This window comes from Rubellimicrobium rubrum, from assembly GCF_006152115.1.
In the GTDB taxonomy this organism is placed as follows: Bacteria; Pseudomonadota; Alphaproteobacteria; order Rhodobacterales; family Rhodobacteraceae; genus Rubellimicrobium; species Rubellimicrobium rubrum.
This window is the reverse complement of record NZ_VDFU01000005.1, coordinates 47,615-61,563: the sequence shown is the minus strand read 5'-3', so window position 1 is coordinate 61,563 and position 13,949 is coordinate 47,615. Positions and strand designations below refer to the sequence as shown.

Annotated in this window: 11 protein-coding genes; 5 read left to right on the top strand and 6 right to left on the bottom strand. The window is 64.7% G+C overall.

The genetic code is table 11. The features are described 5' to 3' along the window. The first annotated feature begins 382 nt into the window (after nt 1-382). The 3 genes from mepK (at nt 383) to FHG66_RS06005 (ending at nt 3,038) form a co-directional block, all read left to right on the top strand. The gene (gene mepK / locus FHG66_RS06015; RefSeq protein ID WP_139075849.1) at nt 383-952 is read left to right on the top strand and encodes a peptidoglycan L,D-endopeptidase MepK; all 570 of its coding nucleotides are present in this window, start codon (nt 383-385) and stop codon (nt 950-952) included. Nucleotides 953-1,180: 228 nt separating this feature from the next. After that, on the top strand, nt 1,181-2,077 hold the full coding sequence (locus FHG66_RS06010; protein WP_139075848.1) for an SDR family oxidoreductase: 897 nt from the start codon (nt 1,181-1,183) through the stop codon (nt 2,075-2,077). Between the two features lie 667 nt (nt 2,078-2,744). Further along, a complete protein-coding gene (locus FHG66_RS06005) occupies nt 2,745-3,038 on the top strand; it encodes a c-type cytochrome (RefSeq protein ID WP_139075847.1) in 294 nt (97 codons plus the stop codon). A gap of 373 nt (nt 3,039-3,411) precedes the next feature. Here FHG66_RS06005 and FHG66_RS06000 read toward each other — a convergent pair whose 3' ends face one another. From FHG66_RS06000 to FHG66_RS05980, 5 genes are all read right to left on the bottom strand, one after another. Beyond that, nucleotides 3,412-4,491 (bottom strand): tyrosine-type recombinase/integrase, encoded by a 1,080-nt coding sequence (locus FHG66_RS06000; RefSeq protein WP_139075846.1) that lies wholly within the window; start codon nt 4,489-4,491, stop codon nt 3,412-3,414. Between the two features lie 996 nt (nt 4,492-5,487). Next, nucleotides 5,488-5,898, bottom strand: a complete 411-nt coding sequence (locus FHG66_RS05995; protein ID WP_139075845.1) for a hypothetical protein — start codon at nt 5,896-5,898, stop codon at nt 5,488-5,490. Nucleotides 5,899-6,078: 180 nt separating this feature from the next. Then, on the bottom strand, nt 6,079-6,474 hold the full coding sequence (locus FHG66_RS05990; RefSeq protein WP_139075844.1) for a hypothetical protein: 396 nt from the start codon (nt 6,472-6,474) through the stop codon (nt 6,079-6,081). A 100-nt stretch (nt 6,475-6,574) separates the two neighbouring features. After that, on the bottom strand, nt 6,575-6,997 hold the full coding sequence (locus tag FHG66_RS05985) for a hypothetical protein (RefSeq protein WP_139075843.1): 423 nt from the start codon (nt 6,995-6,997) through the stop codon (nt 6,575-6,577). A 329-nt stretch (nt 6,998-7,326) separates the two neighbouring features. Continuing rightward, entirely contained in the window at nt 7,327-8,661 is a 1,335-nt protein-coding gene (locus FHG66_RS05980; RefSeq protein ID WP_139075842.1) for a DNA-primase RepB domain-containing protein, read from the bottom strand. A 1,240-nt stretch (nt 8,662-9,901) separates the two neighbouring features. Between FHG66_RS05980 and FHG66_RS05975 the strand changes: the two genes are divergently transcribed. Then, a complete protein-coding gene (locus FHG66_RS05975; protein WP_139075841.1) occupies nt 9,902-10,648 on the top strand; it encodes a hypothetical protein in 747 nt (248 codons plus the stop codon). Nucleotides 10,649-10,790: 142 nt separating this feature from the next. Here FHG66_RS05975 and FHG66_RS05970 read toward each other — a convergent pair whose 3' ends face one another. Then, complete coding sequence (locus FHG66_RS05970; RefSeq protein ID WP_139075840.1) at nt 10,791-11,345, bottom strand: hypothetical protein; 555 nt, start codon at nt 11,343-11,345, stop codon at nt 10,791-10,793. A 795-nt stretch (nt 11,346-12,140) separates the two neighbouring features. Here FHG66_RS05970 and FHG66_RS05965 point away from each other — a divergent pair. Then, nucleotides 12,141-13,940: a F0F1 ATP synthase subunit B family protein gene (locus tag FHG66_RS05965; protein WP_139075839.1), complete on the top strand. Its 1,800-nt coding sequence runs from the start codon at nt 12,141-12,143 to the stop codon at nt 13,938-13,940. Nucleotides 13,941-13,949: the final 9 nt, after the last annotated feature.

Genomic DNA, 13,949 nt, shown 5'->3' with positions numbered 1-13,949 from the left:
CGCGCGCCCGAAGCGGGCAACGAGGCAGACAAGGCTCCTGCGGAAAGCCCGGCCAGAAAACGACGTCGAGATGTGCTGTGCATGGTGGCCTCGGCGGTCGGGAGGGGTGGGATAAGACAACATAGTGGTGGTCGCCTTGGCAGCCTACAACGCGGTCCACAACCAGGATCACCCCACTGTGCAAAGTTGCAACAGCGAAGCTCCGCCAAGAATCTGAGCAGGATTCTGCCTAGGCCAACACTCCGGAAACGGGGCGTATCAGAGTGCCCTTGGTCGCCGTGCCGACTCATGTCATAGTCGTGAGGCATCTGGGATAAAGATGACAAAAATGCCCATGGAACATGGGCTTATAAATATAGGCGACGGGACAGGCGCTGGCGGTATGAACAACAACAGCTCTTCGGGCATTTCTCGGCGTGCGCTTTTGGGCGTTTTCGCTGCAACGGCCGTCACGGCCGCCCCGAGTTTCTCCAACGCGGCAGGCTTCCTTCGGGGTGCTGGCGACATTCGCCGCGTAAAGATGTACTCCGGGCGTACGGGCGAACATCTCGACACGATCTACTGGATCGAGGGGGAGTATATCTCCGAAGCCGTGCGGGAGGTCAGCCTCTTCATGCGCGACTGGCGGAATGGTCAGGCTGTGGCGATGGACACCCGCACGGTGGACATCATCGCCGCGAGCCATAATCTCCTCGATGTTTCTGAGCCCTACATGCTCCTGTCGGGCTATAGATCGCCACAGACGAATGCCATGCTGCGTTCGAACTCGTCCGGCGTGGCGCGGAACTCCCTGCATATGCGCGGACAGGCGGCCGATCTTCATCTCGACTCCCGGTCGGTCAACCAGATCGCGCGTGCCGCGATGGCCTGCCAAGCCGGCGGCGTCGGCCGTTATTCCGGCTCGGGGTTCGTGCATATGGATTGCGGCAACGTCCGCACCTGGGGCAGCTGAGCGGCTGCTTTCACGATCAACCCTGACTTCTGCAAAAGGCCCGGCGATCCATCGTCGGGCCTTTGTTGTTTTGTTGGACGAGCCGCACTGGATCACTGGGTCTGATACGCACTGACCCACGGTTCCGTGCCCAGCGATGCAACCCGATGGCGGTCGAGCCGTTGACAGGCGATCGAAATCGCCCAGCCCCTGCTGCTGCAGGGGTTCGAGCCTTGCAAGGAGACCGTCATGGCAGACGACCGCCTGAGGATGCAGGATCCACGGCATCAGTACCCCCAACCCCCCTTTCCCGCTCAGCCGCAACCCGTCCCTGGCCTAGCCCGCGAGATGGATCCAAAGCCGGACCACGGAGAGACCAGCTACCAAGGCTCCGGAAAGCTCCGGGGACGAAAGGCGCTGATCAGCGGAGGCGATTCAGGAATCGGACGTGCTGCGGCCATCGCATTCGCCCGAGAAGGCGCCGATGTCGCCATCTCCTATCTCCTGGAGGAACAGCCGGACGCGGACGAAGTGATCGCGCTGATCGAGGCGGAGGGCCGCAAGGCGGTCGCACTTCCAGGCGACCTGACGGACGAGACCCACGCGCGGCGCGTCGTGCAGAACGCGGCTGATCAACTTGGCGGGCTCGATGTGCTCGTGATCAACGCGGGCCATCAGCAGGCGTTCGAGTCTCTCGACAAGATCACGACCGAGGACTTCGACGAGACGTTGAAGACCAACCTTTACGCCCTGTTCTGGATGGCCCAGGAAGGCGCCAAGCTCCTGCCGCCAGGTGGCTCTATCATCACTACCGCGTCGATTCAGGCCTATGAGCCGTCAACCGCCATCATGCACTACGCCATGACCAAAGCCGGCATCGTGGCCTTCACCAAGGCCTTGGCTACCGAGCTGATCTCCAAGGGGATCCGGGCCAATGCGGTTGCGCCGGGTCCGTTCTGGACCGTTCTCCAGCCAAGCGGCGGCCAACTGCCCGAGAAGGTGAAATCCTTCGGCGGCGATTCAAAGTTCGGGCGTCCCGGGCAACCTGTCGAGATCGCCCCCGTGTATGTGCTGCTGGCGTCTCAGGAAGGCAGCTACATCACCGGCGAAGTCTTCGGGGTGACCGGGGGCGAGGGGATCGCCTGAAGCATTCGCTCTGGTGGAGAGCCCCGCATCGCGGCGGCTCCCCATCAGCCCGCCCTGTGACTGACCGCCAGTTCCAACTAGTAATGCGGGCAGACTGGCCGGCATACAGCCGGTCTCAGGCCAACTCGGACTCTGTTTCCTGGCTCGTCTCGAGAGGCGTAGCCGATTCAGGCCCACTCGACGCATTAGGTCGTAAGAGACCAGCACTGCACCGGTAGTGTCAAGTGACCTGGTGCACCCGACAGGACTCGAAGCTGTGACCTCTGCCTTCGGAGGGCAGCACATCGAGGCAAAATACGCCATTCTATTCAGAAGTTTGCCTGAGCCAGACAACGGTGCTGTTCCCGAACTGAACATCTTATATGACCGGGAGCCGCTGGCGAGTCAGTTCATCGAAGCCCCGTGACGCGACCCTCTCGAGCAGTTGCGGAGCCGGAGAGGTGTAATTGCCCTGGGGTCAGGACCCGTTACAGACGAACTCAAGCCTGACGTTCCGGTAAGCCGTTTTGTGTGGCACGCTTCTTGGGCGCGAGGCTTGGCTGCTGTCGTGATCTGCGCACCCTCTCAGGCCACATCAGACCCCCTGGTGTCCCGGTTCTGCCAACGAAGCGGCATCCGGTGCCATGCCTCTAGGTCCGAGCCGCACCCGAACCGGGAGGAGGGCGGGATGCGAGCCACTCTGATTGGTTTGGTGGCGCTGTTCGGCTCTGGGCGCACGTGGGCGCAGGACACGGCCGGCGACTCTGAGGCAGGTCGCCGGGTCGCCAACCAATGCCAAGGCTGCCATGGCATGGAGGGCAGGAGCGAGAGCACGCCGCGCATCGGCGGCCAGCCCGCAGCCTACCTGGTCGCAAAGCTCCACGCCTTCCACTCGGGCGAGCGCAAGACCGCGAACAGGACGATCAGCCTCGTCGCCAAGATCCTGAAAGACGAGCAGATCGACGACGTCGCGGCCTGGTAAGCGAGCCACACGGCGACGCCCGTGCTCCCCGAGGGCTACAGCATGACCGCCGCACCGGACCAATGCCTCGGCTGTCATGGCGCGGACGGCATGGCATGTGCGGGAGGATGTCCCGAACGTCGCCGGAGACCAACAGACCTATCTGGAGGCTCAGTTGGAGGCCTTCTGGGGCGGCGAGCGGGTGAGCGAGGTGATGACGCCCATCGCCCAGTGGCTCTCGGACGAGGAGCTTGAGGCGGTGGCGCTCTGGTACGCGTCGGTCTGGAGGTGTCTGGTCCTTAGGTCCACCACACACCAACCCCGCCAGAAGATCATGGTGGCGGCGAGCCCTGAAGGGCCAGAGCCGTTGCAGAACCTGACCCCAGGCCGCGGTTCAGAGGGACGGCGATTTCTCCGTCTTTGGCAATCCACGGCCTGTTCGTATTGCTCTCAGGATCTTCTCATCCACATCTTCCGCGTGGGTGTAGACCCGGTTCAACATCTCTGTTGATTTCCACCCCCCGTAAGCCGCGACCGCCTTGGCGTCCACACGGTTCCGGATCATCATCTCCTGGGCAAAGCCGTGTCGACCCGCTGCGTGGGGGGTGAGACGTGCGGCCTGCATTTTTTCACAGGCTCGATCCCAATCCTTCTTAGGACCGCTCTTCCCCGCATACCCGAACAGCCGCAAATTCTCGCGACAGCGCGGCCAGCCTCGCGGTACCTTGGGAATGATTCCGGCCAGCTCGTCAGCGAGCTCCTGCGTAATCTCAATCGTCCGATCTTCGCTGCCCTTAGCCCCAGGGATTACGATGTTCCGATTATGCAAATCCAGCAAATGCTCGGGCCCTATTGAAGTTGCCTGAGAGATACGGGCTCCAGTTACGAACATCAAATGAGCTAGTACGCCAATTTTGTACGGTGCGTGGCCTCTGAATTCCTCCAGCCACTTCCAACTTCCAGGAGTCTTCTTGATCTTGCTCGGTTTCCCGCGGACCTTATCCTGCTTTGCGCATGCTTCAGGTCGGTATGAGCGTATCTTGATTGGCCCACACAGGCGCTTCGCGTGAGCGTTCAAGATCACCGACCGAACCGGAACAATGATCCATCGGCGCCAAGTCTCCGTTGAAGCCTTGGGTAGAATTTTGGGCCCAAGAGTCTGCACGTCCTCTTCTGTGATTGTATCTACCAGCCGATCCCCGATATGTTTCACCACCTTTTCCAAGTAACGAGCCGCTTGAGGATCGGGCTCGGAGTGTAGAATTGCTTCAAAAAAGGTGATGGGGGCCTGCTCGTCGCCGACGAGATGCTTCCTCAGCTCGCTTTCTGTCCGGTCGTGGATCCACTTGCGCGCCCCAGCTTCTGTAGATGCGCCAGTGCTTTCGCGGATATATCCTGTGATGGGTCGATCATTGAATTCGACCCGCCCCTTTGCCCACCATTTTTTGCCACGGCGATACGCTTCGAGCGGCACTTTTCACCCTCCAAAAAGATCTGATCGACGTGCTCAGGAAGAAGAATCATATCTCGCCCAACCGTGACAAATTGCCCGGCCTCGGAGGCTTTTTCCCGAAGGGTCCTTGGTTTGATTTTTCGTCCGTGCTCCGCAAACACGGAAGCCCACTCCTCGGGTGTTTTTCCGAGTCGAAGGATCCGAGGCAGAGCATTGTTGTCGGCGGTTTCCATGCCCCGGAAGTCGGGAGACCTTCAAGGGATTTGACGAAATTGGCCGATGGGGTCCCGAAATAGGCGATGGGGTCCCGAAGGAGCTGTAGGGCGACATCGGCGAAGACGGGCGTCCGCAACCGACGAGGATTCACCACCCCTGCCAAGCGGATACCCTACGCCACGGAGCCATCGCCGCGGCTCGGCTTGACTGTGGCTTTTGCCTGTTCATCAACTACGCTGGCTGACACTCCCAGCTCGCAAGCGCTCGAAAGATTCGTGATTGCTGTCGGCACCTCGACGTTCGACCTCTTGCCAGGCGTGGAGCAGTGTGAAGAACCCATGCAGCGCCGCGTCGGGGTCGGAGTAGCCTGCCACCCGGCCTGCGACGTTGAGACGAATGCTGTCTGGCAGGAGGATCTCCCGGAGCATGGCATCCGGCGCGGCGCAAGAGGGTCGTCCGTCGGGATAAGGTTGCGCCAGAACCAGCGCCGCGTAGTCGATGTAGACCCGGCTCTGATGGGAAGGGCCGACTCCGTCCGTTCCCCGAAGACTGGCACGGCGACGTATTTAGACCACTGGACGGCCTTCGGATCCGCGAGGTCGATCCGCAGGGTCCGGAGAGCCTCACGCTGCGTCAGCGTAAGGTCGACTCTGATGCCGACCTTGACCGGCGGCCAGGACGAGAGCAGGAGCGGCTCGACTTCTTGGACATGCATCCGGTCGAGCCGGCGCAGGATCGAGGCTGTGTCCGCCCTGGCGCGCTGGCGCAGATGTCGAGACAGAGGCGGGAGCCTCAGCATTGTCAGTCACCTGCCTCAATGAGGCCGTACCGAGCGTACAGTTGGAGCGCCTCATGATGCGAGTAGAGGCCTGCCTCGCGGGCGGCCTCGATGGCCCCGGGCCGGCGAACCAGCTCCGGCAGGTATGCCCGCATGACCAGACCCCCGCTGCCGGACAAAGGTCTCGGGAGGTTCAGCGGGCAGGTGTCGCGGACTGGAGCCAGGAGGACCAGGTCACCCGCTGGGCCTTCCACTTTGCTAGCCAGCAGCCGCGCCAAGCCTCGGGGTGCAACAGCGGCCTTCAGCATCGCCCTGACGACAATCTGGGGATCCCGGGGCCCGCCGAAGACGAGGCCGACGGAGTAGATAAGGCTGCGCCCTTCGACGAGGGCGTAGTCACCGTAGCTGGTGCGCCGATATCCGAGCAAGCGCATGAGTGGAAGTTTCCTCAACATTGGGGGCCGCTCCGTCACCTGTCCCGCGACCCGGGCAGGACAGGTGACGCAGCCATGACGGCTAGGCTCATCTCGGATTGGAGATCACGCTGGATGGCGGACCCCTTCCTCAACGGCAGGATGGATCCGGACGGACGGCAGCGGGGGTCCGGAATCCAGTTACCGGCCCATGATGCCGATCATGTCAGTCAGCCGGGCCCCGTAGTAGTTGACGGCGGCGTGCAGGTTGGCGCCGCCCACGCCCTTCTGGCCGAGATCGTCGATCTGCTGGTGCGATGCCTGGGCGAGCAGGTCCCGCAATTCCTCCAGAGTCCGGATGACCTCCGAGGCCATCGATGCCACAGTCGTGCCATCAGAGAAGATCTCGACCAGACGCTCCACGAGCTCTTCGCCTCGGTCTCCCGCGAGCGCACCCGCAAGCCGGTGGAGCGGGAGGACGTGGCGGTCCACGAACGCCTCGACCTCGATAATCTCGGCCTCGCCGACCCGGCTGCGCATCGCCGGCGCGCCGTCGTGGACAACTGGCAGGGTGGCTACTGTCGATAGGTGACCCATGGGGTCCTCCAAGACGATCGAGGCGCGGCAGAGGCCGCAGCTGACGCTCGTCGTCAAGCACCGCGCGCCGGGACGCGCAGCGGGGCGGCTTACCCGTATGTCAGGCGGCCTGGCGCCCTCTCGCGGACGGCATGGTCCGCGGCTGGGATGGTGTCGGCAAACCCGCGAGCGTCGCGCGCAGGCGGTCTGTCAGCAGGCAGAGCTCAGCGACGATCGGATCCGCCGGGTCGATCAGACTGAACGCCTCCGCCTCCGGGCTCTCGAGATCGGTGACGAGCTCCAGTGACATCAGGAGGAGCAGCTCATCGAGGAGGCGGAGCGTGCGACGCGAAGGGACCGGCTCGTGCCGGAGCCTGTCGACGATCTCGTCCACGGCGTTGGCGTGGGACTTGCCGCCCAGGAGATCCGCGGCGATGCGCAAGCCCGCAGCATGGTCGGCTACAAAGCGGCGAAGGGGCCTGTAGCCGGCGGCCACAGGTGCCGGGCTGGCAAACCGTGGGCGTAGAGATCGCAGGTGGGTCATGGGGGTGTCCTCGACCGTGTGGGTCGCCGCGCGGGATGCGCTGGCGGTCAAGATCGTCGTCGGTCTCGGTCGGGAGGATCGCCCTGCCCTGACGCGTTCGGCCGGGGCTCACCCTGGGGCTCCGGGCGGATGCGGATGGGAGGGCCCGATCCTCCTCGCTTCATCCTCGCTTCGAAGTCAGGTCTGGCGCCGATGGGTCGTCGTCGCGTTTTCGGGTTCGTCGGCCGCGGGCGCCGGGGGTCAGGACGAGGGGTGTGGCTGGGGATCTTCGCTCCCCATCCTTGGCCTTCGGCGTGGGCAGAGCCCCCTGGAGCGGACACGCACCTGTCTCATGGTGGTGCGGCGGTCTGGGAGCCCTCCGACGTGATTGGAAGAGTCGCCTTTCGGCCTTTGGCGACACGCCGGTACCAGGTTGCCCGCGATATCCCCTCGGCTTCCCAGGGGCGCTCGGCCGAGAGAGTGTGCTCTCGCAGGTATTCCTCGCGCGAAACCGCCCCATCGGCGCGGCGTCGGGCCTTCTCTCGCCCGGCGCGGCGTCGCTGACGCTCCACCTGCGAGTAGATCTGCTCCAGGCGCAGCTCGTGCGCGAGGTCGTCGGAGACGCCCAGCATGAGGGCCATGGTGGCGCCGGCGTAGTGCAACCGCCCGTCGAAGGCGGGAACCGACGATCGGGCGCCCTCCGCGCGCCGGAGGAGACTCTGGATCACGGCCCGCACCTCCGAAGGCGGGAGACCGGGCGTTGCCTCGACCGCCTTTGCCTCTACGGCCTTGGCAATTTCCTCCTTTTCCATCGTGTGGGTCAGGCAAGTCCCGAACAAATGTAACCAAACGTTACGCAGCCCCTCGGGGATCTTGCCGCACCAATGCCACCGGAGTCGTTCGAGATCACGGGCAACCTGCCGGAACCGGGCGGTCGACTCCAGGCCACGGGGCGGCAGGACCTCGCCGGCAACCTTGGCCGCCTTGCGCTCCCGGCGCCGCTTGAGCTGCTTGCGCGTGGGCCGGCCAGCGGCGCGATAGATCGCGTCGGCCAGCGGGTCGAATGCATATCGCGCGAGCGTGCCGCCGATGACCTTCACGTCCCGGCCGTTCTTCGGGTTGATGGTCCCCGGCAGCCGGAACACCCGCGAGACGTCTGAGCACGCGGGATCCGCGCCGAGGGGCCGGGCGAGTTCGATGAGCGCTCGCAGGCCGCCACGCCAGCGCGGCACGGCGGCGCGCGGAAGTTCTACGAGCAGCCAAATCGCAGCCAGTCCCCTCCCAGTCGAGACGACCAGAGACGGCAGCGGGATCCCGCATCTGCCCAGCTCACTCTCAAGGATCGCCGTCATCTCTTCTGCCGCCAACCCGGCCCATTCCGGCAAGCGCCAGTAATCAAGGTCGAGGTAGAGAGATCCCAAGGCCGCAAGCCGATCGGATCGGCGCGGCCCCCAAAATCTGTTCATCGACAGGTAAGTGGGCTCGTCGAGAGCGGTCTCTGCCGCGAGCGGCAGCACATCGGGTGGCAGGGCGCGCGACCAGGTGGTCTCTGCGTCGAAGATGGCCATAAGAGTCGGCTTGCCCCGCGAACCCGGCGGGTGAATCAGACGGACGAAGTCTGCGGTCGACAGATGCGTGGCGGCCGGCTCGGCGGCGATGAAGTCGAAGGGGCTGGGGTGCTGCATTTCAAGGAGATGCGCCCCGCGAAGACGTCACAAAAACGGAAGAAGGGGGCGCATCGATCCGATGCAGCAGACGGATGGTTTCGCAGTGATGCGCCCCCATAGGCTCGGGGTTCGACTCCCTGACCTCGCCATTCGCAGAACCGCCGGGTGATCCGGCCCGGTCGGGCCCGCGGCTTTCGGTGCTGTCAGCGTGCCTCGGGTGTCGGTGTTCGCGGCTTGGGAGAGGCCTGCTGCCCGTGCTGCCGAGGCGATCGGCACGCCACGGACGGCGCTCTGACGTGGCGCGAGGGCTGACCCTTCGGCCCTGATGCCTGCCGATCAGGCTGGCGAAGCCGGGCCGGGGTTGGCCGGTGAGGTGGGCCCTTTTGGCGAGGCCGGCGTTCCGGATCGACGACGTGGGTCCGGCGGCGCCGGCGGCGGTCGTCCACGACGGCGGCCCGCAGACTTCGGAGTACTTCGCCGAGGATCCTCACATGCCGCGGGATCCCTTCACCTCGCGGCCCCTCGATAAGGGCGACGCTGCCGGAAAGGGGCGACTCGTCGGACGGCGCAGACAAGAGCTGCCGATGGAGATCCCCAATCAGGCGGAACATCCACGGACGTATAGGCTCGCCCCGAACGAGCGCGAGAACGAGTGTCTCCGCACGGTATCGCCAGAGCGACCCGCCCACGCGGTCGGAAGCGGCAATGAGGTCGTCGCCGTGGATCCCGACGTGCGCCCTTAAGGCGCCGAGGGCAACCGAGGTCCGCGCCTCGGCAGGCGTGGACGAGGATGGAAGTGGTGGCATGTAGGGTCTCCGGATCGTCGTCGCAGCGCCATGCCGTGACGCGTCAAGGAAGGGGCGAACCCGGATCCCGCTCCCGCAGCCAGCCATCTGTCGGCGGCGCTCGCACCCGAGAGAGCGCCGCGGACGATGGTACGGCGCCCAGGCAGATCGACAGATCTGAGGTCCATTAATGACTTACCAACATACTAACCAACCGAGTCCCCACTTACTGACTTGCTTACCTCTGACTTACTGGCTTACCGACTTCCACTGACGTACCGGACTGGCCGCCCGCCGGTTCATGGGCAGCGTCCCCTCTGGACCAGCCCCCGCCGCGTGGCCACCGCCAGAGGACCGGACGTTATCTTCGCTCCGTGGCGTCTCACCGAACCTGCCCCGCGTCGGTGATCATAGTTTTTCCGTCTGAACCGATCCGACCAATCTCCCTTCTGTCCATCACAAAGGAGAACAGCATGGGACAGGGTCACGCCATCTATAGGGAGGACTACATCATCGCCGCCGGCGAAGCTCTCGAGCACAAGAAGGGCTCGGCGGTCAGCGCCTGGGAGGTCTTCGACAGCCTCGGGAAGCGGGGCAAGTTCGAGAGGGTCGAAAAGATCTGGGCCGTGCATGTGGGGTCTCGCAACGTGACCGCGGCCACGGTTGCCGACGATCTGCCCGAGCAGTTCGTCACCGGGCTCGATCAGGCGATCGGGGTCGCCGCGACGTCGATCCGGGCGCTGATGGCGGGCGAGAGCGCGCGCCAGACCGCCTCGCATCTGCGGCAAATCCAGCGGCTGGAGAGCCAGCATGCCGATGAGATCACCAAGTGCGAGGACAAGATTGCCGCCCTCAAGGAGGAGAACGCGAACTGGAGCGCCGAGGTGTCCCGCCTGGGCGATCGGGAAGAGGAGTTGACGCGGGAGCTCGAGCGCGAGCGGGACCTGCGGCGGAAGGCTGAGGACGCCGCGAGCCGTGCCTTGCCCCTGCCCTGGCCCTTGCCGATCTTGGGCGACCGCGTCCCGCTCGTCTCGCCGATCCGGCTTGCGCCGCCCTCGCCGTCCGATCGGCCGGTGCCGCTCGTGGATCGGTTCCGTCGCGACCCTTCGCGCTCGGAGGCGCGTTGGTCGACCACCGGGGATGATGCGTCGGAAGGTTCGAACTCGGAAACTCCGCCGACCTCGTCGGCGGATCCCAACCAGATGGAGTTGCCCATCTGACAGCACATGAGGTCTGGGCCACGTCCCGCCTAGCGTGCCTGCCGGGCGGACGGGCCGTGCTCATTCGTGCGGTTGCGATCGGTTCCGGACGCGCCCACGCAGATGTTGATGACGGACAGCGCGGGCTGCGTCAGGCTAAAGCTTACTCGAACCGCGTCCTGACCCGCTGCCGCTGATGCCCTTTGGGTCTGGTCCGGCGGCGGTGGAGAATCGCCATGTAGTCCCAGTAATCAGACCGGGCGGTATCGATGTCGCGGCAGGTGCCGAAGACGTGGACAGCGACCGCCGCCTTGCGAGCGGCCATCGGGAGCTCCCGCTCGAGCACCGCAGGATCGACGCCACCGTCGGTTGTGCTGGCCTTTCTGGCCCCGGTCTCGAGGTCCTGGCCCACGCGGAATTCGTAAGCGCGACGTGTCGCCTCGATGCGGTCGTACACGGCCTGGAGTTCTTCCAACAGGGGCGTGCCGGAACGCTTCGGATTGAGGCGAGCGACGGTCAGCTTCGCAAGGGCGACGGCCTGCGCGAGCAGGACCTCCTCGGCCAGATCGACCTTTGAGACCTGGGCCGCCTCGCGTGCCAGGAGCGCGCCGGCCTCCGCCACCAGGGATGTGACATACAGCCAGCTTTCGCAGATGTGGATCTCGTCGCAGGCACTCTGCGCGATCTCCACAATGCGCGTGCACATGAGGGAGGCCATAGGGAAGCTCCAGATCAGAAGGGGTCTGATCCGGAGCTAGGGAACAGTGGTGGGCGCCATGAAATCGGTGATCGGGCGATGAGCGGCTCGACATCATGGCCCGGCCCAGGTCGAACTCCTCGACCACCGCGAGATCGTTATGGACCTTGCGCCTTGCGACGGACCGCCCGGGCATCGCGCAGGGGTGGTCCGGCGCGAGAGGCGAGGTCCTCCACGTCGCGACCGATCATCTGGGCAAGGATCAGGAGCCCGGTCGAGCGGGACAGATTGCATGCGGGCAGCTTGGAGGACGTTCGCGAATGCCGCGCCGAAAGCGCAGGCCGTTGATGTTCCTGCCACCTGTCTCGATTGATCTCTGAAGGTGGCCGAGCGCGGCGTCGTCTACGCAGACGAGGCGGCCGGCGAAGGTCTGCGACGGGGCGGGGATGAGTATTTCTGCGCAAGGAGTTCATTTGTCCTGACCAAGAGGGCAGATCGCCGGTTCTCGTGCGAGAACGTCTGTCACGATCTCGATCATTGGCCGCGCCTGCGGGTGCGACAGCGGGGGATCCAAGGGGGTGTGCAGCTCCCCCTTTGGCCTGTCCGGAGGACGCCCGGGGTCCAGGAGCGGCGAGCGGCCTGGCGGTGTTTTGGGGGTCCAGGGGGATGAGGCGGCGCCTCAAACTCCCCTGGCGAACCAGCGGGTGTCCGCAACGAAGTTGCGACACCCGCTGAGTGAGTAAATGTCCGTCGCAATTCGTTGCGACACCCAGATTCGGGCGCGACCTCCCATTCACACCAGCAATGGAGGGGCGGATGTCAGATAGTCGCGAAAGCTATTCGGACCGAATGAGGGCTCAAGGGAAGTATTGCCTGGCCCTGGGATTCGATACGATGGGGTTCGGAGATCTCGATGGCTTCATGGTTCATGGAGAGCGCTTGGGTGGAAACCTGAAGCACGTCGACCCGACGAGAAGGCACCTGAACCGCGTCGTCATCGTCATGGGAGAGAAAGCGACGGAGCAGACCAAGACGCTCGATGTCGCGGCGCTCATCCAGGAAGAAGCAATGCTTGCCGCGGTCAGGAACATGAACTCGAACACCGCCGGCCTGAGGACGAACATGCGCAAGCCGACGAAGGCGAAGGCGGTCCGCAGGGCCGGCCCTCAGCCGCCCTGCTACCGCACCAAGACCTCCTCGGGTCCGCTGCGTGAAGGCGTCTTGGCGTTGCACCGGGACTGGTTCCTTGCGGATGAGGATTGCCCCCGGAAAGACCGGATCCGGTTCCTGAACGACAAGGGCATGTGGGTAGAGCACGACCGCCGCAAGTACCATCTCTTTGCGGAGATCGGGACGCGCTTCCTGCTCGAGACGTTCGGTGAGGCCGTGGTGTTCGCGCGCTTCGATGGAGACGAGCAGGCAGGCCACATCCACTTCGTTCTGGCCTGCGCCGTCGAAGAGAAGCCGAGCCACCGATACGCGCAAGGCCGGACCATGTTCGTTCCGTCCGCGATCCCTGCGATCCGTGACCGAACCGAGACTCAGGTCATCAACGGGAAGGAGGTCGAGGTCGAGATCACGGGCTACGAGAACGCCCAGAACCTCGCCGGGCAGTTCTTCGAGGGCCCCGAGTTCGCGCATCTCAACATCGTGCGGGCCGAGCCGAAGTCCGCCCTGATCCGCGAGGCCGAGATGATGGCGGAAGGCGAGCGGACCCGCATGCAGGATGAGCACGAGGTCGAGCCGCTGTTTGCGGATCCGGTCCCGGACGGCGCGCCGAATGCGGTGAGGCAATTCCTTCTTCAACGAGCGAAAGCGCGTCAGGACGCCGAGAAGCTCATCAGCGAGAAGAAGGGCAGGACGGTTCGTTCTGGCCCGGCCCAGGGCTGGGCGCTCGACTATCTGGAAGCCCTCGGCGTCATCACGCCGGAAGATCGTAAGGTCCACTCGACGCGCCGCGCTCAAGCCGAGTTTCTGGCGACGTTCCAGAGCACGTTCGGCACGCCGGAAGAGATGATGGCGGACCCCGATCTGGTCGCCGACAGGGCGGTGGACCTGGCCCGAAAGAAGATCGCCGAGGTGGCGGCTCAAGCCGCCGAGGAGCGGGCGCGCGAGGACGCCAGAGCGGCCGCCGTGCGGGATGCCGACGACTTCCTGGAGCGGGTCGCGATGGGGACCCAGCGAACCCAGGAGGGGCTCGATGCCCGGGCGGCTCTCGAGGCCAAACTGGCAGAGGAAAAGTTCTTGGCCGAGGCTGATCGGAAGGCTGCTGATGAGGCCGCTCGGGCCGAGCGCGACCGCCTGATCGCCGAAGCAAAAGAAGAAGCGTCGGGAATCGTCGGGAGCGCGAAGACGGAGGCCCAGGCCATCGTCGTCGAGGCGCTGACCGAGGCCAAGTCGATCCTAACCAGGGCCCGCAGGAAGGCCGATGAGTGGCTCACCATGGCAGCCGAAAAGGCCAGCCATTGGCTAAACGTGGGGGCGGTCGTGAAGACCTTGGCGAAGGTCACGGGCTTTGGGAGCCGCCCCGAGATCCTGGAGGCCGATGCGGCGGCCGAGGCTCTCAAGGCAGATCCCGACTTCCAGCGGGTCCGTCAGAAGGATCAAGCGCGCTGATCATGTCGG